This is a genomic window from Actinomycetota bacterium (assembly GCA_041658625.1).
Classification (GTDB): domain Bacteria; phylum Actinomycetota; class JAHEXW01; order JAHEXW01; family JAHEXW01; genus JBAZZW01.
This window is the reverse complement of sequence record JBAZZW010000001.1, coordinates 898,152-920,541: the sequence shown is the minus strand read 5'-3', so window position 1 is coordinate 920,541 and position 22,390 is coordinate 898,152. Positions and strand designations below refer to the sequence as shown.

At 54.1% G+C, this 22,390-nt stretch carries 19 protein-coding genes and 2 tRNA genes; all 21 read right to left on the bottom strand.

Annotation, left to right across the window (positions count from 1 at the left end):
- Nucleotides 1-8: 8 nt before the first annotated feature.
- Nucleotides 9-911, bottom strand: coding sequence for a hypothetical protein (locus tag WC891_04755; GenBank protein MFA5867254.1), 903 nt, complete (start codon nt 909-911; stop codon nt 9-11).
- A 188-nt stretch (nt 912-1,099) separates the two neighbouring features.
- Nucleotides 1,100-2,635, bottom strand: coding sequence for an apolipoprotein N-acyltransferase (lnt, locus tag WC891_04750; GenBank protein MFA5867253.1), 1,536 nt, complete (start codon nt 2,633-2,635; stop codon nt 1,100-1,102).
- Between the two features lie 6 nt (nt 2,636-2,641).
- Nucleotides 2,642-3,148, bottom strand: a complete 507-nt coding sequence (locus WC891_04745; protein ID MFA5867252.1) for a hypothetical protein — start codon at nt 3,146-3,148, stop codon at nt 2,642-2,644.
- Nucleotides 3,149-3,263: 115 nt separating this feature from the next.
- Nucleotides 3,264-4,112, bottom strand: coding sequence for a cytochrome c3 family protein (locus tag WC891_04740; protein MFA5867251.1), 849 nt, complete (start codon nt 4,110-4,112; stop codon nt 3,264-3,266).
- Between the two features lie 18 nt (nt 4,113-4,130).
- Nucleotides 4,131-4,970, bottom strand: a complete 840-nt coding sequence (locus tag WC891_04735; GenBank protein MFA5867250.1) for a NapC/NirT family cytochrome c — start codon at nt 4,968-4,970, stop codon at nt 4,131-4,133.
- Nucleotides 4,971-5,215: 245 nt separating this feature from the next.
- Nucleotides 5,216-6,871, bottom strand: a complete 1,656-nt coding sequence (locus WC891_04730) for a hypothetical protein (protein MFA5867249.1) — start codon at nt 6,869-6,871, stop codon at nt 5,216-5,218.
- A 111-nt stretch (nt 6,872-6,982) separates the two neighbouring features.
- The gene (locus WC891_04725; GenBank protein ID MFA5867248.1) at nt 6,983-7,795 is read right to left on the bottom strand and encodes a hypothetical protein; all 813 of its coding nucleotides are present in this window, start codon (nt 7,793-7,795) and stop codon (nt 6,983-6,985) included.
- An 18-nt stretch (nt 7,796-7,813) separates the two neighbouring features.
- Nucleotides 7,814-8,833: a cytochrome c3 family protein gene (locus tag WC891_04720; protein ID MFA5867247.1), complete on the bottom strand. Its 1,020-nt coding sequence runs from the start codon at nt 8,831-8,833 to the stop codon at nt 7,814-7,816.
- Between the two features lie 91 nt (nt 8,834-8,924).
- On the bottom strand, nt 8,925-10,214 hold the full coding sequence (gene hemL / locus WC891_04715; protein MFA5867246.1) for a glutamate-1-semialdehyde 2,1-aminomutase: 1,290 nt from the start codon (nt 10,212-10,214) through the stop codon (nt 8,925-8,927).
- A gap of 129 nt (nt 10,215-10,343) precedes the next feature.
- Nucleotides 10,344-11,465, bottom strand: a complete 1,122-nt coding sequence (ahbD, locus tag WC891_04710; GenBank protein MFA5867245.1) for a heme b synthase — start codon at nt 11,463-11,465, stop codon at nt 10,344-10,346.
- Nucleotides 11,462-12,433: a porphobilinogen synthase gene (gene hemB, locus WC891_04705; GenBank protein ID MFA5867244.1), complete on the bottom strand. Its 972-nt coding sequence runs from the start codon at nt 12,431-12,433 to the stop codon at nt 11,462-11,464. Before hemB ends, ahbD begins: the two co-directional genes overlap by 4 nt.
- A 322-nt stretch (nt 12,434-12,755) precedes the next feature.
- The gene (locus WC891_04700) at nt 12,756-13,745 is read right to left on the bottom strand and encodes a hypothetical protein (GenBank protein ID MFA5867243.1); all 990 of its coding nucleotides are present in this window, start codon (nt 13,743-13,745) and stop codon (nt 12,756-12,758) included.
- A gap of 202 nt (nt 13,746-13,947) precedes the next feature.
- Nucleotides 13,948-14,042, bottom strand: a tRNA-Cys gene (locus WC891_04695).
- 364 nt (nt 14,043-14,406) lie between these two features.
- Nucleotides 14,407-15,594: a YedE family putative selenium transporter gene (gene yedE / locus WC891_04690; GenBank protein MFA5867242.1), complete on the bottom strand. Its 1,188-nt coding sequence runs from the start codon at nt 15,592-15,594 to the stop codon at nt 14,407-14,409.
- The gene (locus tag WC891_04685) at nt 15,591-15,809 is read right to left on the bottom strand and encodes a sulfurtransferase TusA family protein (protein ID MFA5867241.1); all 219 of its coding nucleotides are present in this window, start codon (nt 15,807-15,809) and stop codon (nt 15,591-15,593) included. Before WC891_04685 ends, yedE begins: the two co-directional genes overlap by 4 nt.
- Nucleotides 15,810-16,292: 483 nt before the next feature.
- Nucleotides 16,293-17,084, bottom strand: a complete 792-nt coding sequence (locus tag WC891_04680) for a sulfite exporter TauE/SafE family protein (GenBank protein ID MFA5867240.1) — start codon at nt 17,082-17,084, stop codon at nt 16,293-16,295.
- Between the two features lie 1,317 nt (nt 17,085-18,401).
- Nucleotides 18,402-18,476, bottom strand: a tRNA-Ala gene (locus tag WC891_04675).
- A 21-nt stretch (nt 18,477-18,497) separates the two neighbouring features.
- Entirely contained in the window at nt 18,498-19,301 is an 804-nt protein-coding gene (locus tag WC891_04670) for a uroporphyrinogen-III synthase (protein ID MFA5867239.1), read from the bottom strand.
- Nucleotides 19,298-20,227, bottom strand: a complete 930-nt coding sequence (gene hemC / locus WC891_04665; GenBank protein MFA5867238.1) for a hydroxymethylbilane synthase — start codon at nt 20,225-20,227, stop codon at nt 19,298-19,300. The genes WC891_04670 and hemC overlap by 4 nt, the downstream gene beginning before the upstream one ends.
- Nucleotides 20,220-21,629: a glutamyl-tRNA reductase gene (gene hemA / locus WC891_04660; protein MFA5867237.1), complete on the bottom strand. Its 1,410-nt coding sequence runs from the start codon at nt 21,627-21,629 to the stop codon at nt 20,220-20,222. Before hemA ends, hemC begins: the two co-directional genes overlap by 8 nt.
- Nucleotides 21,515-22,375: a cytochrome c biogenesis protein CcsA gene (gene ccsA, locus WC891_04655; GenBank protein MFA5867236.1), complete on the bottom strand. Its 861-nt coding sequence runs from the start codon at nt 22,373-22,375 to the stop codon at nt 21,515-21,517. The genes hemA and ccsA overlap by 115 nt, the downstream gene beginning before the upstream one ends.
- Between the last annotated feature and the right edge of the window lie 15 nt (nt 22,376-22,390).

The following is a 22,390-nucleotide window of genomic DNA, read 5'->3' as shown; positions in this document are numbered from 1 at the left end:
TTTTTCCCTTAAGTCGGATTACGATGGCACATATTGCAGTGATACTTGCTATGGCAAGTGAAACAGTCCCTGATCCCGTTGCGAGCGACTTGCGGATGGACGCTTCGCCAGTTGGCGTCGTGGGCCTGACCGCTTTCGCCGTGGCATTTGGCGCACGTTACCTTCTCGTCATGACATTCCAGACACCCGGTCTTGTTCAGAGCCGCTTCGGAAGCATGGGTAACGGCAAAGTCGGCGGTGTGGCTGGCCGGCTTATTGCCGTGACAGTTCTTACAGAAGTCTTTCGGTTTGGAGTGGCACTCCATACACGCGTCCTTATTGACCAGGGCATCGGCGCCGTGATTTAGCACCCACTTACCGCGATGTGACGGCGGGGCGCCTTTCTCGGTATGGCAAGCGGTACACTCGTTGGTCGCCCGACGTCCGTTGTGACAACGGTAGCAGCCTTCCATCGAGACAAGCGCTTTGCCCCTGCCGGCTCTGGCGCAGACAAAACTCTCATGACAGTCGGTGCACGCGAGTTTCCTGATCTTGATGTGCGACTGGTGCGGAATGATGATATCGCCGCTCGGTGAGATGCGCTTACGGGCTTCGTGACAGGGCAGGCAGACCTCGTTCGGCGGCGGAGCGATAAAGCCGATCGGCTTCTCGTTCTTCTCCTTCATCCTTTTTACCTCGGCGGAGTTGATTCTAAGATAGATCCGCTGCAAAAGACCGACGCGGCTTAAAAGCAAGTTGTTGAAACCGCTTTTTACATGGCATTGCATGCAACCCATCTTGGCGTGGGTCGAGGTGTTCCATTGCTTGTAGACTTCCGGATGACAGGAGCCGCAGAATCTCGGCTGAAATGTTACCAGGTTAGGTAGTCCCAGGAAAACGAAGATAAGCGCGGCCGCGCCTAGAAAGGCCATGGTGTTGATTAATCTTCGGAAAAGAGGGTGAGCCCGCCGCTCCCCTGGGCGCCGGCGAACCGGCCTCTTGCGGGGAACCGGCCGTTTAACCGGACGCTTCTGAGGTCCTTCTCTTGGTGTTTCCGCCATATACCAACCTTGCCGTTGTTTTAAAATCCTGGAAGTTTACCCAGGCTAATTATACCCGCTTATTTCCCACTTGTGCAATTGTTCACCAAGCAAAAACACGGTATCATTAGGGCGCATGTTATTACAAGTGCGATTGGGAAAAACCAACCCCAAGACGAGTAGAAGGTGCGGCCCGGCTTGGCCTGGACAGTCGACTCAATGACCGCGATTTCGTTGATCTCCGTCCGCTTAACGCTTTTCCCCGCCGGGTCCATGAATCCCGAAATCCCGGTATTGGCGGCTTGGGTTAACCAGAATCCCGTTTCGGCGGCTCGGAATGCGCTCATGTCGTAGTGAAGCGCGGCTTCGTTAGTGGCGTAAAACCAGGCGTCATTGGTCAGAACGAACAGTGATTCGGCGCCACCCGCCCCGATCTGCCGTCCTAAACGTGAATACAAAGACTCTGAACAGATCAACACCCCGAACTTAAGCGGAGGCTTACCGGCCGGCTTAAGAGTAAAAACGGTTTGCTTTGCGCCCCGCCTAATGTCCGCGATCCTGCCGAAAAGCGGATAAATCCGCTCACTGATCGGACGGAAGGGTACCAGTTCGCCGAATAAGGCCGGAACCATCTTCTCGTACTTCCCGGCCTGCTTGCCGCGGGCGTCGAACAACACCACCGAATTGAAGGGCTCCTGCCCTTTCAACAGGGGTACGCCCGCCAGAATCGGCACCCGGGTCAGGCCGGCCCAGCCGGCCAGTTCCTGGTAAAGCGGGTCGTCGGGCGAAACATAAGCGGGCAGCGCGGCCTCCGGCAAGACTATCAGGTCCGGCCGCTCTTTAGCGGCTTGTCTGACCAAACGTTCATATCGAGCCATCGTCGCCGCGCGTTCAGACACCAGCCATTTTTCATTCTGCGGAATCGAGGCCTGGACAATGGCGATTTTATAGGTGGCGCCTGCGTTAGCCGAGACACCGGTTTGCAGCCACGCGCCGGCGGCCAAAATAAAAATCAAGAGGGCTGCGCCTGTTGCGATTGCGGCGATGGCGCGCTTGCCCTTCCCTTCCAATCGTGCCAGCCAGGTTTCGACCAGGAAGGCATTAATCATGACAACCAGAAAAGAAATCCCGTAGACGCCGAATATCGAGGCCAGAACGATAGCCGGGCCAAAACCGTGCTGGCTTAATCCGACCGTGCCATAAGGAAAACTATAGACGCCGGTTTCAGAGCGAATGATTTCCAGAGCGGTCCAAACGGCCGCGACAGCCGGTGGCCGCAAAAGCCAGATGAACCGGTGCGGCGTAATCCTTTTTAGCGAAGAAGACACATATGAGATGGCCGCACCGGCGACCCCGCCAAGAGCGCCTATGCCTATCGCCATAAGGCCAAGCGGAACCGCGCCGTAGATGCCGACCCAATAACAGAGACCCGCGAAAAAGACGGTGCCGGTCAGCCAACCAGCCATAAACGACGCGCCCGGCCCTGCCTCGTAAACGACCAAAAGAAACGGAATCAGAGCGATATACGCCAGCCATCCCTGGTCGGGGAACGGGAAACAGAGGATTAAAAGGCCGCCCGACAGGGCGGCTAGCAGAATACGTTTAGCGGCATTCACAGTTCATTAATATTCCCTGTAGAGATAGGTGATGTCTGTAAAGTTTATCCCCTCACGGGTGGCGACGTTGACCGAAGTCTTTTTGGTTCCTTTGCTCAAGCGGTATATCTGGCCGTCGTTGGTGATTATCAGTTCGTCCAGTTTCCAATCATACTTCTCGATCTGTTCCTCGATAAAGGCCTCGACCTGGCGGGCTTCGTCGGCCGTTTGATACAAAATGACGCCGCTGGACTTACCGGTTTCACCTTCGACGATAGAGAACGACTGTCGAAGACTGCCGGGGTATCGGGGCAGGTCTTTAAGGTCATAACCCGGCGCGTCATTCGGGTAGACTTTGAGGTCTTTAGCCGCCGTTCCCTTTTCTTGGGTGGTCGTGGTAGTCGTGGTTGTCTTAGGTGATATTAGGTTTTGAATACTCGTGCAGCCGGCCGCGGATAACCCGACTAGGAGTATCGCAACCAAGGGAAAGACGAATCTTGCCGCTTTGCGGGCTTGCCAGTAAGTCCTGTTCATTACCAGTTATTCTACCATATTTTAGATATCCGTCCGCATAAAAACGAACCCCCCTCAGGGGGTTCGTTTTCTTTGCTTTTTGGTTGCGGTCACCCGCTGCCGGGACTATGTATGCTTACTGGCCGGCCGGCATAATGCCGTGGCATCTTATGCAAAACTGATCGTTATGACACTGCAGGCAGTTCCTCATGCCGACTGCGGCAATCCGGTCGCGGTGATAGGTCCGCCACTGTCCGGCGTGGCTCTTCGGCCGGCGCTGATGGCATTCCGTGCAATATCCCTTTACCCAACCGTGACATTTCTCGCAATAAGCCGGGTCCTGTTTCTGGATCTGGCTGTGGACAACAAGCCAATCGGCCGCCTTGTGGTCTTCCGGCACCGATTTCTCGGTATGGCAAGCGGTACAGGCGTTACTGGCCTTCTTGCCGTCGTGACATTTATAGCAGACGGTCATCGGCGGCTTGTTCCGGGCCGTCACTTTAGCGTTGTGGACTAGGTTACGGTGACAGTCCACGCACCTCAAGCCTCGTAGCTTGATGTGGGCGTCGTGCGGAATCAAGAGATCGCCGGACGGCGATACCTTACGTTTGACTTTATGGCAAACATCGCAACTCGCGTTACTGGGCATCTGTACTGAGGTTGGTTGCGTCGGGTTTTTAGATACTTGCAGATATATCCATGAAATTAGGTTGGTCCGGAATTTAACCGCATCCCAGAACCCCGGTTCGACATGGCATTCGTTACAGGCTACCCGCGAGTGAGTCGATTTCTTCCAGGTGTCAGTCGGACCTTGCTCGAAATGGCAAATCCTGGCGCAGAATTCCGGACTGTCAACGATATTCCAGACCGTAGCCACGATTAAGATGACGATAAACAGAACACCCGTCATCGCTCCCCAGAAGACCGGTTTACGTAAGTTCTCTTTATTGAATATTTTTTTGAAGAAGTTGCCGATCTTCGACATCAATCCCCCTCTAACGCCTTAGTCGTGGCAGTTCTTACAGAACGCTTTACCGTGGCACACATAACATCCCTGCGCGCGGAGATTAGCCCGTTCCCCGTGCGTCGACCTGAACGCAATGCCGTCGTGGCTGGCCGGCCGTTTCAGATGACATTCCGTGCAGTAACCGGGCGTCCAAGCATGACACTTGGCGCACTCTTTACCGATAGTCTGCGCCAGTTGGCCGTGGTTGGCGATAAACGCCGGATCTCTGTGGCTCTCCGGAAAAGACTTTTTAGTATGGCAAGCCTTGCATTCTTTGGTGGCCTTCTTGCCGTCGTGACACTTATAACAGATCGTCATGGAGGGCGTATTCTTGCCTTCCGGATTCTTGAAATGAACCAGGTACTTGTGGCAATCGATACAGGTCAACCCGCGCATTTTGACATGCGCGCTGTGTGGAATCAGAAGGTCGCCGCTGGCCGACACGTCACGATATTGGGTATGACACTCAAAACATATCTCGTTCGTTGGCGCGGAATAATACGGCGAGCGTTCACCGCTGACTCCAACCAGATTGGTGTAGACCTCTCGGGTGGTCCGCACGAAGTGCAGCGCGGCGCTCTGCCAACCCGGTTCGGTGTGACACGCCAGACAAGCTGTGTTCGCATGGGTTGAAGTCTGCCAGGTCTTGTAATAAGGCTCCATCACGTGGCAGGTAGAACAATACTGGTTCTGCGAAGTGATATAGTAAGGGATCCCAAGAATAAGACCAAGGATGAAAATCAAACCCAGAAACGAGAGCCAAAATACGGGACGTTTCATATAAGCCGGATTTAGGAAGAAAAACCACCTTTTAAGTTTGTCTCTGAATCCTGCCATTCCATCCCCTTTGCTGACTGAATATAAACACCCTAGGCGCAGTTTGCGCTAATCTTAACAAGCCCGTTTTCAGGTGTCAAACAACTTCCTTGAACGGTCTTTCGGCTGTTAGTGGACCTTGTATTTGCCCATATAGTGGCCGATTGCGAGAAACGTCCAGATGCCGCCCCAGACGGTCCCCAGTAGTATAAAGAACAAAGTAAGTGTGTCCATTATCTGTCCGTTCCCTCCTTAGCCAATCGCTATTATTTCTTTCTTTCGATGCGCATACGCTTCCTGAGCTCAGGATCGCTTTCCATTCTCTTCCACTCGAGCGGACGCTCTTCCTTGATTTCCTCTTCCGTGATAATACCCGTGAAGATAACCGGATCCATCGGGAATTTGCCCGGCCGCCAGTGCGTGTTAAACCAGTGCACTATGAAGATGAAGAAGGCGGCCAGCACGGCCTCGTCACTGTGCATGATCGTCGAGACGTTAAATATCTGCCCCGGGATAAAGCTCGCGAAGAACACCGGGAACCAAAGGAACAGGCCGGTCGCGCCGATGGCAAACATCCCCCAGAAGACCGCCAGGTAATCGAACTTCTCCCAGTAGGTGTAGCGGTCGAACATGGGTTTTTCGCCCCGGCCGACGAAGTATTTCATATTGTTGCCGAGGTCCTTGATGTCTTTCCAGCGGGGGAACATCGAGTCCGGGCCAAAAATCGGCGCCCGCTTGACGATGTAGCAATAACCTACGCCGTAAACAACCTCGGCGAGGAAATAGAACAGCGTGATGGCCGCGGCTATTCTATGGATGATGCCGGTCGCCCCGGGTCCGCCCATAGTCGTGACCATCGCCTTGGCCCAGGCCGCGCCGCGATACCTAAGCGGCATCCCGGTGAAGACCAAAGCCAGGAAGGAGAACATCATTAAATAATGCATGGCGATATGGAACCAGTTGAAACGACGGTATAGAACAGCCTCGTGCTTCGGCTCCTCGGCTAGCACCCCCATCGTATAAGCCTCTCCGCCGGACTCCGCCGGTTTTCCGGCCGCTTCCGCTTTATGCTCGGCCCTGAGGACTTGGATATCCTTGATAGCCCACAAGAGCGAGTGGAGATAGAAGAAAGCGAGGACTACGACTAGCAGGATTGCCATGATCCACTTAATATAGAACATCATCGGATAATTCTTGGCGTCGTTTTCGTCGCCGTGAACCGCGTAGCCTATAAAGTTTTCATTGGCGCCGGGGTGGCATTTCTCGCACGCCTTAATGGCGTCTTGCTTGTTGGTTAACGGATTGGCCTTGTGGGCGCCGTGGCAATCCGAGCAGCTCGCCGAGCGTTTATAACCGAACTGCACAACCATCTTACCGTGATAGTTTTCGTCGTATGTCTTAAAAGCTTCCTCGTGGCAAGGCTCGCACAGCTTCTCCGGCGAATTCACTTTATATGTATTGGACGTCTCGTCCTTGGTCGCTCCGGAGTAGTGTTTTTCGTGGCATCTGGAACACGTCGGGGCGTTCGCCTCGCCTTTATCGGCGCCTTTGCCGTGTGGGCCGTTCTTGTATTCCCAAAAAGCTTTGTCGTGGCACTTCTGGCAGGAGTTAAGGGCGTCTTTGGAATACGTGGAAATCTGAGCGGCGCTGTGAGGACCTTCCGCTCCTCCGGCGGTCCCGCCCAAAAAACCCGGATGGCAGTCGGAACACTTGCGATCCTTATGCATCCCCAAGGACATTTTGTCCCCGTCGACATATAGAGACACCGTCTTGCCGTTAATGATGGTGTTGAAGCCAGGCTGGCCGTGACAGGTCAAACAACCTTCGGTATCGGCGGCTAAAGTAGGTTTAGGAACAAGTAAGACGAAGACAATTACGAGTAAAAACGCAAGACCCATTTTCTTGAAAAATCCGTTTGACATACGCCCCTCGCTTATGCGCTAATCCTATGGTCAGGGATTAAGGAAATTAAACACAAGAAAGTATAATCATACGCCTGAATTAGTGTCAAGCAAGTTAATGAAAGTGATTTTTTACTCTAGTTTCGCCCGCCTGTTGGTCATCGTTCCGGTGAAGATTATCATGCAATCGGACAAATGTCCGGTCGACCAATAGATGTTGTAAAAGTGTGTGACCAGCGTAATTACTACCAGAAGGACGGCCCCGTTTGAGTGCGTAACATATGCTACATTAAACCAGGTGCCCGGTAGATATCTGGCGAATAATTCCGGAAACCAGATGACGGCGCCAGATATTAATATAGCGAAAAACATCGCCAGGCTGACAATCCAGTCGAAGACGCCCCAATAAACCTGTTTCTTAAAACTCGGTTCCGGCGCCCTTCCCAGCATGTACATCAGGTTGGCCTTTACGTCCAGCGTTTCGCGCTTTCTGGGCAGAATCCAAGCGATGCCGGAGGTATCTACGCCGCGCGCTCTGGCGTAGAAATAATAGAGGATATAAAAGAACTGTCCTGTCAGGTAGACAAGGATTACAACGGCCGATACGCGATGGACGATGGCCATATTGGTGACGCCGCCCTGGATGTCCGTGAGCCACTGCATGCCCGGGGCGTCCTTAAACTTCAGCGGGAAGCCGGACGTCGAGGCGCAAATCGTGGCCAGCGTTACGGCGGCGTGGGAAACCCTGTGAAACAGGTTAAACCTTTTGGCCTTCCCCTTCTTGGGTTTCTCCGGTTTACCCGCCATAGCTTTGGCGGCGGGCCGCTCTGGTTTAGCCGCTACGGCCGGCTTGGCCACGGCTGCCTTCGCCTCAACCGCTTCCGCCTTCTGCGCTTCTGCGCTTGGCTCTTCTGTGCTTTGTTCTTCTTTAGGTTCTTTGGCCATCGCTTTCTCCAAAAAAAACTATTGTGGGTTTTCCCGGTCGAACTTCTCCATTTCCTTTTGTTCTTTAATCCTGTGCTCGCGCCGCTTTCTAGTCCACTGGATCGTGGTGTGAAGGCCGACCACGACCAGGACTATGGCGACCAGCGAGGTATAGAAAAGGTTCGTGTATAGCACCTCGGGCGGCGCGGTTAAAGCGACCGGGTCAAGATGCACGACGTACTGAGTGAATTCTTTATTGGCATTCGGATGGCATTTCTTGCAGTTTTTGACCGCTTCTTTTGTTCCGGCTTTTAAGGGGACGCTTTTATGGCCGTCGTGGCAGTCATAACACATCGGCGCATTGGCATTGCCCAGTCGCAAAGCTTTGTAATGATAATTTCCGGTATATGTTTCCAGGCTGCTGACGTGACAGCTGCCGCATAACTGGACGGCCACCTCGATTTTAAGCTCGGCGGAAAGCTTGATCGCTTTGCCTTTTTCGTCGGTAAATAAGTGCGGGATATAGTGAAAATTGTGACAGGTAGTACAGGTAGGCAGATCCTTCTCGGTCTTTGTGATCTTAGTGCTATGCGAACCGACCAGGAACTCTTCCTGTTCTTTCTTATGGCATTTGGGGTCGCCGCAGGCTTCCGTGGCGACCTGCGTATAGTTCCTGTATTCCTGCTCGCTATGTAGCTCTTTTACCTCCACCTTTCCGAAACGTGAGATGCTGCGCCGCATAATCGCCCGCGTATAGCCCTTATGACAATCCGTGCAGGCTAATTTAGCGTGCGCCGTTTTAAGAATAAGCTCAGGAGACAGGTAAGTGGAGGGTTTTTCCCTGCTGATCTCGGTAAACTGAAGTTTCTTTTTAGCTGTGTGGCATTCCAGGCAGTTTTCTTTATCAGCCGGGACTTTTATCGAACGTTGCGCGCGGGTGGCGGCCTTGACGCCAACGGTCGTGACCAGGTCGAACAGCGAGATGCTTGCGAAAACGGCGAAAAGCAGCAGCGGAGCAATGATCAGAGCCTTGTTTCTCGTATGCTTAGTTGTCCGCAAACTGTCTCCTAGTTGCCATTGGTCGGCGGGATATTCCCGCCATTATTCTATCAGCCAAACGGCCGCGCCGCTATTCTGACGAGAAATTTTTTCAGGCGCCTATCCCGTTGAACGCCCGGCCGGCGGCTGCAATCGATTGTTCGATATCGTCGCCGGTATGGGCCAGCGAAACGAAGACCGCCTCGAACTGGCTCGGCGGATAGTAAACGCCTTGCTCGATTAACTGTCTGAAGAAAGCGCCGTATTCAGCCGTGTCGGCCTTCTTGGCCGACGCATAGTCTGTGACCTCATCAGGCGTAAAGAAACAAGTCATAACGCTGGCGGTTTGATTGACTGTTACCGCGACGCCTGCGTCCGCGGCCGCTTTTCTTGTTCCGGCCGCCAGCCGCTCCGACTTGACTTGAAGGTCTTCGTAGACGCCGCCGCGTTTTAGAACGGACAAGGTGGCGATGCCCGCGGCCATGGCCAGAGGGTTACCGGATAGGGTACCTGCCTGGTAAACCGGTCCGGCAGGGGCGATCATTTCCATAATCTCTTTGCGTCCTCCGAAGGCGCCGACGGGCAAACCTCCTCCGATCGTTTTACCGAGCGTCGTTAGATCCGGCCACACCTTATAGACTGATTGAGCGCCGCCATACGCGGCGCGAAAACCTGAAATAACCTCGTCAAATACCAGGAGCGCGCCGTTCTTATCGGCCAGCGCGCGCAGACCTTCCAGAAATCCCGGTTTAGGTAGGACGACGCCCATGTTACCGGCAACCGGTTCGATAATAATGCAGGCGACCTGTCCGGCCGCCTCGTCCAGCGCTTGCTCAACCGCGGGCAAATCATTGTACGGGACCGTCAAAGTATCGCCGGCGGTTCCCTCGGTCACCCCCGGGCTGTCGGGCAGGCCGAGAGTGGCCACGCCCGATCCCGCTTTGACCAGCAGGCTGTCGGAATGACCGTGATAGCAGCCCTCGAATTTAAGTATTTTTGGTCTTCCTGTATAAGCCCGGGCCAGGCGGATAGCGCTCATAACCGCTTCCGTGCCCGAGCTGACCATCCTGACCTCTTCGACGGACGGAACGGCCTCGACTACCATCTCGGCCAGGGTAACCTCGGCTTCAGTCGGAGCCCCGAAGCTGGCGCCGTCCTTAAGCGCTTTGGCAACCGCGTCAACGACTTCGGGATGGCCGTGGCCGAGAATCATCGGCCCCCATGAACTGATGTGGTCGATATATTTGTTGCCGTCGGCGTCGTATAAGTACGCGCCTTCGGCGCGCTTGATGAAAACGGGATCCATTCCGACCGACCTAAAGGCTCTGACCGGGCTATTTACCCCTCCGGGAATAACCTTCTTGGCCCTCTCAAATAACTTCTTTGATTTAGAGTGTTCCATATTTTTCCTTACTTTATGACTTATGTTTCGGATCTACCAAACACGATTCTTCCTGAATAGTAAGCCTCGTCTCAGTTCCTGCGCTCGTAAAAAACCACTCGCCCAGGATGACGATTTTCGGTTCTCGGTTTACGGTTCGCTTCTCATACTCTTCGGTACGTAAATACAATAAGGTTCCTCTTCCAGGTAGTTTCCGGTCAGGGCATACGCTCTCGCCCGACACCCGCCGCAAACGTATTTATACTCGCAGACGCCGCACTTTCCTTTCAGATTATCGTAGTCACGCAGAGCGTGGAAATACGGCGACTCCTTCCATATCTTCTCAACCGGTGTTTCTTTTATGTTGCCGGCTTTAACCTCAAGATACCCGCATGTCTGAACGTCGCCGGTATGGCCGATAAACATGAAACTTATGCCTCCCAGGCAGCCTCTGGTCATCGATTCCAGACTATGAGTCTGGCCGGGCCGCAGCTCGGTCGTCGGCGGTTTCTCTCCGGCTGAAGCGGATTTCTGGCGAACAATCCTGTGGTAGTGCGGCGCGCAGGTCGCTTTCAGATAGACCGGCACCGCCTGCTGTTTCTTCCAGAACCACTCCAGGACCTGTTCATAACGCTCCGCCGGAATCTCCTCGTTTTTCAGCTCCTCGCCCCGGCCGGTCGGCACGAGCAGAAAGATATGCACGGCAGCCGCGCCAAGTTCGATAGCTTTGTCGACAATCTCGTCGATCTCGTCGACGTTGCGGGCGGTGATCGTCGGGTCCACCTGAAACTCGACACCGGCGTCACGTAAGTTCCTGATTCCCTCCAACGAAGCCGCGTAGGCGCCGCCGACGTTACGGAATTCGTCGTGCTTGACCGGGTCAGCGCTTTCTAAGCTGACGGCCACCCGTTTGATGCCGCTGTCCTTGATCTTCCGGGCTATATCCGGCGTGATCAGTGTGCCGTTCGAGCCCATCGTCATCGTCAGACCCTTGGCTGTTCCGTACTTGGCTATCTCGAACACGTCTTTTCTCAAGAGCGGCTCGCCGCCGGTGATGATTATGACCGGTTTGGCGAAGGCGGCCAGATCGTCGATAAGTTTATAGGCTTCCTCAGTGGATAACTCGCCCGGAAAAGGTTTGTCGGTCGCGGAAGCCCGGCAATGCACGCATTTAAGGTTGCAGGAACCGGTGATTTCCCAGGCGACCATTCGGAGCGCCGCGTCTTTGCCGGGGGCGGTTCTCCCGGGCGTGCCGTGCGGGTGTTGCGTCACTTAAGCCACCTCGCCGCGTCTTTGGCGTGATAAGTCAAAATGATATCGGCGCCCGCCCTCTTCATCGAGATCAGGGACTCCAGAACGGCGCGCTTCTCATCCAGCCACCCGTTGGCCGCGGCCGCTTTGACCATTGCGTATTCGCCGCTCACATTGTATGCGGCTGTCGGATATCCGAACTCGTCGGCGACCATCCTGATCACATCCAAATAGGCCAGAGCGGGCTTGACCATAATAATGTCGGCGCCTTCCTCAATATCCAGAGCCGCTTCGCGGATGGCTTCCAAGACATTAGGCGGGTCCATCTGATAGCTGTGCCGATCGCCGAATTGAGGCGTTGATTCCGCCGCTTCACGGAACGGTCCGTAGAAAACACTGGCGTATTTAGCCGCGTAACTCATAATCGGCAGATCGTAAAAACCGGTCTCATCCAAGCTGCCGCGGATAGCGGCGACGCGCCCGTCCATCATGTCAGACGGCGCGACCATGTCCGCGCCCGCCTCCGCGTGAGACACGGACGTCTGGGCTAGGAGTTCCAGGGTAACGTCGTTTAATATCTCGCCGTCGGCAACCACGCCACAGTGCCCGTGGCTCATGTACTCGCACAAACAGACGTCGGTAATAACAAGAATCTCGCTCTTGGCGGCCTTGATAGCTCGGATGGCTGTTTGGACGACGCCGTCTTCATCGTAGGCGCCCGAGGCCGCCTCGTCCTTTGTTTCGGGGATTCCGAACAGGATAACCCCGGGGATGCCCAATGCCTCCGCTTCCTGGCATTCCTTGACAATTAGGTCGGGGGACATCTGGAAAACGCCCGGCATCGAGGAGATTTCTTTCTTAACACTCTTGCCTGGCACAACAAGGAGCGGATAAATCAGATCGTCGACGGTCAGAACGGTTTCCCGGACCAGACGCCGCAGATTCTCGTTCTTGCGCAGCCGTCTCATTCTAGTATCAGGAAAATACATAAATGCCTCCAAGGTATCGAATAGTCGATACAATATTTTATCACACAGGCTTTATTTTACAGGAGCGTTCGCCGGAGCCTTTGGTTTAGAATTATGTTTCCGATCCACCCAACACGATTTTAGCTGGAGTGAAAGCAACGTGTCAGTTCCCTGCCTACCGGCAGGCAGGCTGCGGCTGATTTGCGGGGCGCCCCAGGATGACGCCTTTATGATAAGATTTTTGTCTTTCGGTTATAGGGCTGGCTCCCCGGGTTGCACGATTTTCAAACATTCAGGGTTTTGCATAAGGCGTGGTAAGAAGGACTATTCTTGTGCTGCGGTACTACGACAATGCGTAGACTGCGTACATCCCAAGTGCATACAAAACAATCAGAGCGATTGAATCGGGCACAAGCAATGCATTGCGTTTCTTGCCTCTTGCTGCTACAGAAGCTAGTCCAACGCCCATCATTAGCATCAGAAACAACGCTGTGATCAAGTGCACATTTGCTACTTCTGCGAGCAAAGCACCCTTTCTGTATGCAATGTCGACAAAAACAAGGACAAAGATATTAAACGCGTTGCTCCCGAACAAATTACCGACAGCTAGGTCAAAAGCGCCAAGCCTAACCGCCGTTATAGAGACGACCAGCTCCGGGAATGACGTCACTATCGCCATGAACAGAGTGCCGAAGAATGTGGCTCCTAGGCCGCTGGCTTCCGCGATACGCTGCGCGGCGTTTACCATAAAGGGCGCGGTCGTAAAGATAATGACCGCGCTAATGCCTAAGCCCAATACAGCATACGGCAATGACCTTTTCTTTGTAGACGGGATAATATCCGGTGCGCTGCTTTCCTGGCGGAATAGCTGCCAGATGCCCGCCAGGTATACGATTGCGATCACGATTGTGCCGAAACCTATGCTCGAGACTCCGAAGGTTTTGGGCAGCAACATGAATATCGCGGTTATCGCGGTCAACGCAATGGCAAGACTGGCTGTGCCAACGTGGCCGCCGGATACGTTCCTCAGAAGTCCGCGCCGCTTTGTGTAGACTGTTATGAATAGAATATCGATACCCGCTAGTATCAGCATATTTGACATGCCGCTGCCGAGAATGTCGCCTACCGCCAGATCGATATAACCTTTGTATCCCGCGGTGACGTCGGAGACAAGCTCCGGCAGACTGGTAGCCAGAGCAATTATGACGGCGCCAATCCACAGGCCGCCGATTCCGGTCTTATCTGCTACAACGTCGCCGTCGCTCGCTAATCGTGTGCCCGCAATCATCAATAGAACCGCGCATGTGATGAAAACGATAATGTCAGTAGTCATGGGGTAGATTTTATCATTTAATCGTTTTTGGCAGATTGAGGGATTGAACTTAGGGCAGGATATTGCTCAGTTGCGTAGGGATGCTACACGTGTCTGAACTGCGGTTATGAGGTTGGCTCCCCGGGTTGTACGTTTTTCAAACATTCAGGGTATTGCATAAGGCCTGCTGAGAGTGGTAATAGAATATCTAACGAAGCGATTATGGAGAGGGCACGTGAGAATCGAACTCACCCCGCTGGTTTTATCCAAGCAGCCAATGGGTTTGCAGCCCACGGGGTCCCCAGGGCCAGTGCCCTCGTGTTAGAAAAAGGTTTATCTTTAATAAGCGTACTTATATTTCCATAAGCATTTCTGAACAAACAAGTAAACGCGTATATTTCCGGAATCCTTCAAGGCCGGCTAGAAACCATTCTGCCAGTGACCTTCACCCCAGCTATTCACCACGCACGACTTTAGCTGAATGGATGACCGCCTCAGTTCCTGGGCTCGCATATAACGCGAGTCCAGAATGACTGTTCGCGAACAGCGTTTCTATCTGGTTCTCCCAATGTTCGTTTTCGTCAAAACATAGGCAAACTGTGAGGGCACAAATCCCACTATTCCCGACGCCCGCGTAACAAAGCTTGATGATTAGGACCTTGCTCCGAAACAGACCTCATGTTTATTTTTTCTTGGCAAATCTGCCGGTAATCGCCTCGGAGTTAAACATCGCGATGAGAATCAATAATGACAAGGCGATCAAGACCGCTATCTTGCCATTGCCCGGAACGCCCATCGTGCCACTCGGAAGTTTCCCAGCAGCGAAGACAAAGTTGTGAGCAAACGCGGCTCCGGCGATCATGCCGAAGACGCTCATCGAGGAATCAGAGTTTCCGTTACCGGACAACACAAGCTGGCGCAATGGACAACCGCCGAGCATTGTCGAACCAAGGCCAACAACGGCCATGCCCATGAAATTAAATAAATGGTCTGAATGGGCGATCGGCTGGTCCGCAAAACCGAATTTAAATGAGCCCATAAAGTATGTTCCCAGCGCCACGACAGCAACCAGCGCTACGACACCGCTTAACAGCTTCACGTCGCGCGTCAACATCGCATCTCGGATACCGCCAGCAAAACAAAAACGGCTGCGATAGGCCACCACGCCCACCACAAGACCGCCAATAAGAGAAATCACTAGTGGGGCCTTCATATCTCCCGGAACAGGTTTTGCCCCTTCCGGGGTCTTAGACGCGAAAATAGGACCGGGTGCTGTGGTAACCGCTTCGCCGTTCACCGTGACGGGTTTTCCTTTGAACATAACAGGTTGCGCCGGGTTAAGAACCGGTTTGAATATGGCCAAACCTAATAAAACCACCGCTATTACGGGCAAGATCCATCCGTCAATACGCTTGGAGTCTTTGGCGATACCTAAATTAAATCCAGATTTGAGGAAAAGAACGCCTGCTCCAATACCGCCGACAAACCCGAACAGGCCGACCAGTGCGTTCATATCACCAGCACCCAGCCTAAGTGATAGCCGCAAAGGACAACCCAAGAATACAAGGGCTCCTATCATGACCAACATGCCGATGACAAAACGGGTAACGGGAGCCGAGCCGCCCTTGACTTTGAACTCGCGTGCCGCCAGCGCGGCTACAAGAGCTCCCAGGAGTATACCGATGATCTCAGGCCTCAAGTACTGCACAATCGAAGCTCGATGAAGCCCTAAGGCCCCGGCAATATCACGTTCAAAACAGGCGATGCAAATTCCCATATTGCCGGGATTGCCACGGGCCATCAGGTATAGGGCAACGAGACCGATTAAGATACCCGACCCTATTACGACGATAAATTCTTTTCTTCTCACGACACACTCCTTTTCGTTATCCTTATTACATTAGTATCGCCTTCGCGCGCCGCGTTACACTCGTATCCAGCAGTTTCAGCTACGAATTCAATGTTTTCCATGGGGGTCGAACAATCAGTCGTTACGGTCAATTGATCCGGCTTTTCCTTTGCCAAAGTGTCCTTTACCCTCATTGCCGGAATGGGGCACGATAAACCCCGTAAATCAATTTCCATACTGCCTCCTGGTCATTATCATATCTTATATCTGCTATAAGCATTGTTTATCCCGTAGCTAATTTATCATACGTCGTTTTTTCACGCAAGTAATATTTTATTGAAAGGGGGCGGCTTTGAATCAAGGCGTCGAGTCTTGGTCCTTGATCTGCGTAATTCTTCAGTCAGTCTATGCAACCATAAAGTTCGTGTCAATCAGGGGTAAATGAAATGGGGATTGGAGCTTTGGGTTACCGGGAGGTTGCTTCTTTTTAGTCCAGTTAGGCGATCCACCACGCACGATTCTAGCTGAATAGTGGGATTCGTCTCAGTTCCTGCGCTCGCAAAGACCGCTCGCCCAGGATGACGCTTTTATGACATGGTTTCTGACCGGCGGTTATGCTAACTCTGGCTCCCCGGGCTGTACGTTTTTCAAACATTCAGGGTGTTGCATAAGGCCTGCTAGATAGCTGTTGACGCCACCATAACCTGGGCGCCGCGTCCCTACAGTAGAGATGCCAACTCGCTGACCCCCAAAATCAACGCTACGGCCAGCAAGAACAGACCGAAAGCAAGTCCGACTGTTCGCGACTTCGCCCGCGCGGTCACCCGCGCCCCTAGATAGCCGCCGGGGACGACGCCCAGTGCTAGCAGACCAGCCAGGCTCCAGTCGATGTGCCCCAAAGCTGCGTGGACGAGCGAGCCGGGAACGGCCAAGATCGCAATTATCATAAGAGATGTCCCGAAAGCCTTCTTGATTGGAACGCGTAGGCCGAACACCAAAGCGGGATTGAGAACGATGGCACCGCCAATGCCCAACAATCCGCTGACAAGGCCGGCGGCCGCTCCGATGGCGACGGTCAGAGGTAAGCCACTTTTGTTGGACGCGCCGGCGTTACTAACGCCGAACAATCCCTCAAATGAGTCGCGGCCGGTCAGCGCCTTATAAATGAACTGGCCGCCTATCCCGAGAATGACTATTGACGTCACAATGAGGAGAACGTGGCCTGATGTGAAGCGTGTCAAGAATGCGCCGAAAAGCGAACCGCCTACGCCTCCGGCGACGATTGGCAGGACAAGTCGCTTTTCGATGAGACCGCGCCGCCAGTACACCAGCCCGCCCGACATGGCGGCAGGAATAACGACTGGCAGCGTCGTGCCCACCGCAAGCAGCGGAGCAACGTGAAGAAGCAGGCGTAAGGCCGGTGTTGAGACTATCGCGCCGCCTACCCCGAACATCCCGGATAGAACGCCTGTCGCTAAGCCTATTAGCAGGGAAACGAACGCAAGTATCACGAAAGTTATGATAGCACTGTATATGAGTTGAAACGCAGGAGCTCTATAACGGTTGAACCCACCGTCGGTTCTACAAACGGCCTTGTAATAGTCTGGGGTTAATGAAATAGGAGTTGGGAGATTGCTTCGTTGCTGGCGCCTCTTGATTCTCGCTGCGCTCACTCGAAGATTACGATTGGCTCCTCGCCTGCCTACACGGCAGGCAGGCAATGACGGAACGACACGCAATCAAGGGATGTTTGTATACAAGGCTATGGGTCATAGCGCTTGAACTGCAATAACAATGTGGCTCCCCGGGTAGGACTCGAACATATTATATGCATCTCTTCTAGGACACATTCCCGGGAATGTGTCCCCGCGGTTTTTCACTTTCATACTCTAGAGTATGAAAGTGCCGCTTGCGCCAATCGTTAGGGTGGGGTGGGACGCCAGCCCCGGGGGCTTTGTCTTTAGTCCAGCGAACTAGTTCGCTGGACTGTTGGCCTCTGAACTGGCCCCTCACCTAACCTCTCCCTGCCTACCGGCAGGCAGTCCCACGGGGGAGAGGAATAGCAATTGATTAATAGCGCCGGGGCGCTTGGGCTGCAGCGAATTCCGGTTTCTCGAGAAACCGGCATGCGAAGTAGACACCAGGCAGAAGGCGCCGGAGCCGCCTTTCAGCTCCTCAAATTCAAATCCAACCGGCCCCCTCACCATAATCCTCTCCCCTACAAAGGAAGAGGAAATAGCTATTAAGAATAGATGTCGCGGCTGGGCGCGGAGCCGCATTCCGCGAAACAAAGGAAGTACGGGGCGGATCTCGAGGAAGGCCTAGTGGATTCGATAGCGAGCATGGTCCACTATCGTGCACCAGGGCACGATAGTGGTCGCCGGATTTACTCGGAGCGAAGATTTTCTCGCTGGGAAAATCAAGCGTTCTTCGGAAGGATACGACCGGAACTTGCCATGCGGCGGCGGAGCAGCCCACCGCACTATTTGTTCGAGCTTGGTGGAGGTGGGGGGATTTGAACCGCCCGCCCCGTCGGGCGTCCTAAACACCAAGCCTTCACCGGAGCCACCTTTCAGCCACCCAAAATCAAATCCAAGCGGCACCCTCACCCTGCCCTCTCCCCTCAAGAGGGAGAGGGATGCTTCTCCATTCACTTCGTTCAGTCGAAGAATATTTAAATCGAGCATGCAGACAAATCGTTGTTCGAGCGGAGAGCATTGTTTCTTCGCTGTATACGAACCGGGGTCAGGACTTTCTTCTTATGCGAGAGTCCTGACCCCAAAGCACTAACAATGGTAGGCCGCGAGCAGCATGCGAGTCACTTTAAATGGTGGAGGTGGGGGGATTCGAACCCCCGGCCTCTGCGATGCGAACGCAGCGCTCTCCCACTGAGCTACACCCCCACGAATTTTTCATTCTAACACCTAGCGCGACTTGCCCGCCACCTGCTCAATCGCTTTCACAAGGCCCTGGACTGTGTGCGGTTCAGCGATTGCCGAAACCGGCAAGCCCAACCGCCGCGCCGTCCCGGCCGCGATCGGCCCGATGTAGACCAGCTTGACGTTCTTAAGCGCGGCCGGAAGATCGATGTCCCTCAATAAGCCCAGGAAGTTCTGAACCGTCGAGGAACTGGTGAAGGTAATGACGTCTACGCCGGTTTGCAGCGCCGCTTTGACGTTCGCGACGCCAGTTTCGTCGGCGACAGTTTGATAGCAAGGCGCCACATCGACGATCGCGCCCATGCGCATCAAGGCGTCAGGCAAAAGATCCCTGGCGTTAAGCGCCCGCGGCAATAGTACCCGTCGACCCTTGACCGCCAGCACGCTAAAGGCTTGAATCAGCCCTTCAGCCTTATTGTCTTGCGGGGTTAGATCAACACGAACCCCGGCATCCTTAAGTTTCTTGGCCGTGCCCGGCCCCACCGCCGCTATTTTCGATCCGGTGAACGAGGTGGTGGAACGGCCGGTCGCCAGCAGTCGGCCGATAAAAAATCTGACGGCGTTGGCTGAGGTGAAAATGATCCACTCGTAATGAACCAAGCCCTTAGCCAGGGCCGCGTCGATTCTCTCCAAGGAATAGTCCAGTTTCTGGTAGCTGTCCAACGCGACGGTCTTGATTGTCGGGAACTCGACCACCGACGCCCCCAAACGTTCCAGCTCGTCGACCAGCTCGCTTGCTTGCGCCCTGGCCCTGGTAATAACTATTTTCTTCCCGGAAAGCGATTTCAACAGTTCTCCCGCCTGATCTCGTCCAGAATCTCCGCCGCGCCCATGTCTTTCATTCTCTCAGCCAGCTCACGACCCAACGCTTCTCCGTCCTCGGCCGGCCCGTCTATCTCAGCTCTTAACAAGGTCTCGCCATCTAAGCTGGCCACGACCGCTTTGAGCTTCATCGTCCCATCTTCCAGGACGGCCAGCGCGCCCATCGGCACTTGACAGCCGCCGCCGATCGAGTCGGAAAAAGCCCGCTCAGCCTTAACACAGACTGCCGTATCCCGATCGTTCATAAACTCTACGAAGTCGAGGGTTTTACGGTCCTCTTCCCTGGCCTCGATAACGATAAGACCTTGGCCGACGGCCGGCACGACGATCGAGGCCGGGATGCGTTCGGTAATCTTATCGCCCATCCCCAAACGGGTCAACCCGGCGCCGGACAGGAGGATCGCGTCCAGCTTCTCCTCCTTGAGCTTGCGCAAACGGGTGTCCACATTGCCGCGCAGATCGACAAATCTCAAATCCGGCCTGTAAGCCAGAAGCTGGGCTCGCCGTCTTAGCGAACTCGTGCCGATAACCGCGCCTTCCCTAAGCTCGTCCAGTGTCCTTCCGTCGGCGCTGATTAAAGCGTCCGAAGGATCGTCGCGTTTAAGATATGCGGTCAATATTAAACCTGCCGGAATCTCGGTCGGCATATCCTTGGCCGAGTGTACGGCAATGTCGATTTCCCTTTTTATGAGGGCGTTTTCTATCTCTTTGACGAACAAGCCCTTGTCACCGATTTTGGACAGCGGAGAATCCAAAATCTTGTCGCCCGTAGTCTTAATCTTAACTAGATCGGTGATCGTGCCCGGATGCTGTTTTTTTATCAGCAAGGCTACCTTATCGGCCTGCCATAAAGCCAACTGGCTGCCCCGCGTGCCGATCCGGACCTTAGTCACGCTTCGTCCTCCCCTTGCCTCGCTCGTCAGACAGGCCGAAGAGATATCTAATGCTCTCCAGGTACTGATAACGTTCTTTGTCGCGCTCATGGCTTTTAAGTCTGACAATGGGCTCGTGGAGCATTTTGCTTAAGATGACTTTGGCCATCGCGTTGAGTTCGTTCTTATCCTTCTCAGACAGCCCTTCCATTTTGTTGATCGTCTTGGCGACCTCTTCCTCGCGGATCCGTTCGGCACGTTCCTTAAGGGCGGCGATGGTCGGGACGGTTTCTAAAGAAGAAATCCAGGCGCCGAAGGAGGCAACTTCCTCCTCGATGATTTCCTCGACCTTGGCGGCTTCTTTCTCCCGTTCCGCCAGATTCGAGGCCACAACCGCCTGCAAGTCGTCGATGTTGTAAAGAAACACCCCGTTAATCGAATCGACCTCGGGGGCGATATCTCTCGGCACCGCGATGTCTACCAGAAAGATCGGCGCGTGCCGGCGGGATTTCATAACACCGCTCATGATTTCCCTGGTCAAGACAAATTCGCTGGCGCCGGTCGAGGAGATTACGATATCCGCCCGGCCCATCTCGGCCGGGAAATCCTCAAATCTGGCCGCCCGTCCGCCGAATCTGGCGGCAAAATCGACGGCCCGCTCGTAGGTCCGGTTGGCGACGACGATCTGGGTTACGCCGTTATCACGCAAGGCTTGCGCGGTCAACTCGCTCATGTCTCCCGCGCCAAGAATCAAAACGGTCCGGCCCTTCAAGTCCTCGAAAACGTTCATCGCCAGCTCGACGGCGACGGAGCTTATGCTGACAGCGCTTTCGCCGATGCCCGTTTCCGTCCGGGCCCTTTTACCGACGCGGATCGCGTTCTCAAAAAGTTTGTTGAACGCGGTACCCGTCGCTTCGGCTTCCAACGCCAACGTATAAGCCTCTTTTATTTGGCCTTGAATCTGCGCTTCCCCCAAAACCATGGAATCCAAACTGCAGACGACTCGGTACAGATGATGGACGGCGCGGTCCAATGTATAACAGTAGAGGTGTCTGTCGAGGTCTTTGCGTTTAATCCCGCCGACCTCGACCAGGAAAGACGTCATCTCTTCCCGCCCCTTATCCGCGTCTTCAGCCACGCAGTATATCTCAGTTCGGTTGCAGGTGGACAAGATGACCGCCTCGGCCAAACTCGGGTATAGCCTCAGCCTGTCCAAATGGGCGGCTTGTGTTTCAGCCGGAAAAGAAATCTTCTCGCGCACCTCGACAGGCGCCGTTTTATGGCTCAACCCAAGAACGATAATGTGCACTAAAACCCACGTCCGTAGTTGTGGATGCTGGGGAATATATAGTTGACGAAATACGTGAATATGGCGATGACGAAACCGGCTATGACGATCAAGCTGGCCCGCCTGCCTCTCCATCCGAAGAAGACGCGCCCCGCGATATAGGTCCCGAAAACAGCCCAGGTGACGATAGCCGACAAGATTTTCGGATCGGCCCACCATTGTTGCCAGGCCGGCAACATATTAGCACGCAAAGCGCCGGTCACGATGACCAGGGAAAGGAAAATGAAAGAGATTGATACTGCTTTGTAGGTCAGGCTTTCCAGGGTTTCCAAGGGTGGAAATTTTCTAAAAACTTTATCCAGCCGTTTTTTGTTCTTGAGGCGGTTCTCCTCAACTATCTGTAAAACGGCCGCTATCAGCGCCACGGTCAGCGCCCCGTAAGCCAGCAAGGCCAGGATCACGTGAACGATAACCCAAGCGCTGTTCAAAGCCGGTGTTACCGTATACTCGATCCCGTAGCCCGCCCACGCGTAAAACAAGAGGACAAGTACAGCCGGCATGACCAGCGTCCCGGCCACGCGTATCTTCGGCATTCGTCCGGAGTAAAGCGCCTCCGCCAGAACGTAGGCCCCCAATAAACATAGGGCGTATACGGATCTGGTTGAAAACTGGATGCCGAATTCGGTGACGCCGAAATAAAGCCATTTAACCGCCAGCGATACGGCTAGGAAGCCAAAAGCGGCCACGGCCAGATTACCCGCTAGCGAGTCCCATCGATCACTCTCGCCAGTACTGAAGAAATCCCGTATATAGAAGAGGGCGCTGGCAGCCGTGGCCACCACGGCCAGCCAAAAGCAGAGGGTGACAATAGTAGTATCCAAAACTAATCCTTAAAG

Coding starts and splice junctions, on each gene's coding strand:
- hemL (MFA5867246.1), bottom strand. CDS start 10,214: ATGGAACACTCTAAATCAAAGAAGTTATTTGAGAGGGCCAAGAAGGTT.
- WC891_04740 (MFA5867251.1), bottom strand. CDS start 4,112: ATGTCGAAGATCGGCAACTTCTTCAAAAAAATATTCAATAAAGAGAAC.
- WC891_04700 (MFA5867243.1), bottom strand. CDS start 13,745: ATGACTACTGACATTATCGTTTTCATCACATGCGCGGTTCTATTGATG.
- hemB (MFA5867244.1), bottom strand. CDS start 12,433: ATGTATTTTCCTGATACTAGAATGAGACGGCTGCGCAAGAACGAGAAT.
- WC891_04745 (MFA5867252.1), bottom strand. CDS start 3,148: ATGAACAGGACTTACTGGCAAGCCCGCAAAGCGGCAAGATTCGTCTTT.
- WC891_04735 (MFA5867250.1), bottom strand. CDS start 4,970: ATGGCAGGATTCAGAGACAAACTTAAAAGGTGGTTTTTCTTCCTAAAT.
- hemA (MFA5867237.1), bottom strand. CDS start 21,629: ATGGAGAGGCAGGCGGGCCAGCTTGATCGTCATAGCCGGTTTCGTCAT.
- WC891_04725 (MFA5867248.1), bottom strand. CDS start 7,795: ATGGCCAAAGAACCTAAAGAAGAACAAAGCACAGAAGAGCCAAGCGCA.
- WC891_04755 (MFA5867254.1), bottom strand. CDS start 911: ATGGCCTTTCTAGGCGCGGCCGCGCTTATCTTCGTTTTCCTGGGACTA.
- WC891_04730 (MFA5867249.1), bottom strand. CDS start 6,871: ATGTCAAACGGATTTTTCAAGAAAATGGGTCTTGCGTTTTTACTCGTA.
- WC891_04685 (MFA5867241.1), bottom strand. CDS start 15,809: ATGGAAATTGATTTACGGGGTTTATCGTGCCCCATTCCGGCAATGAGG.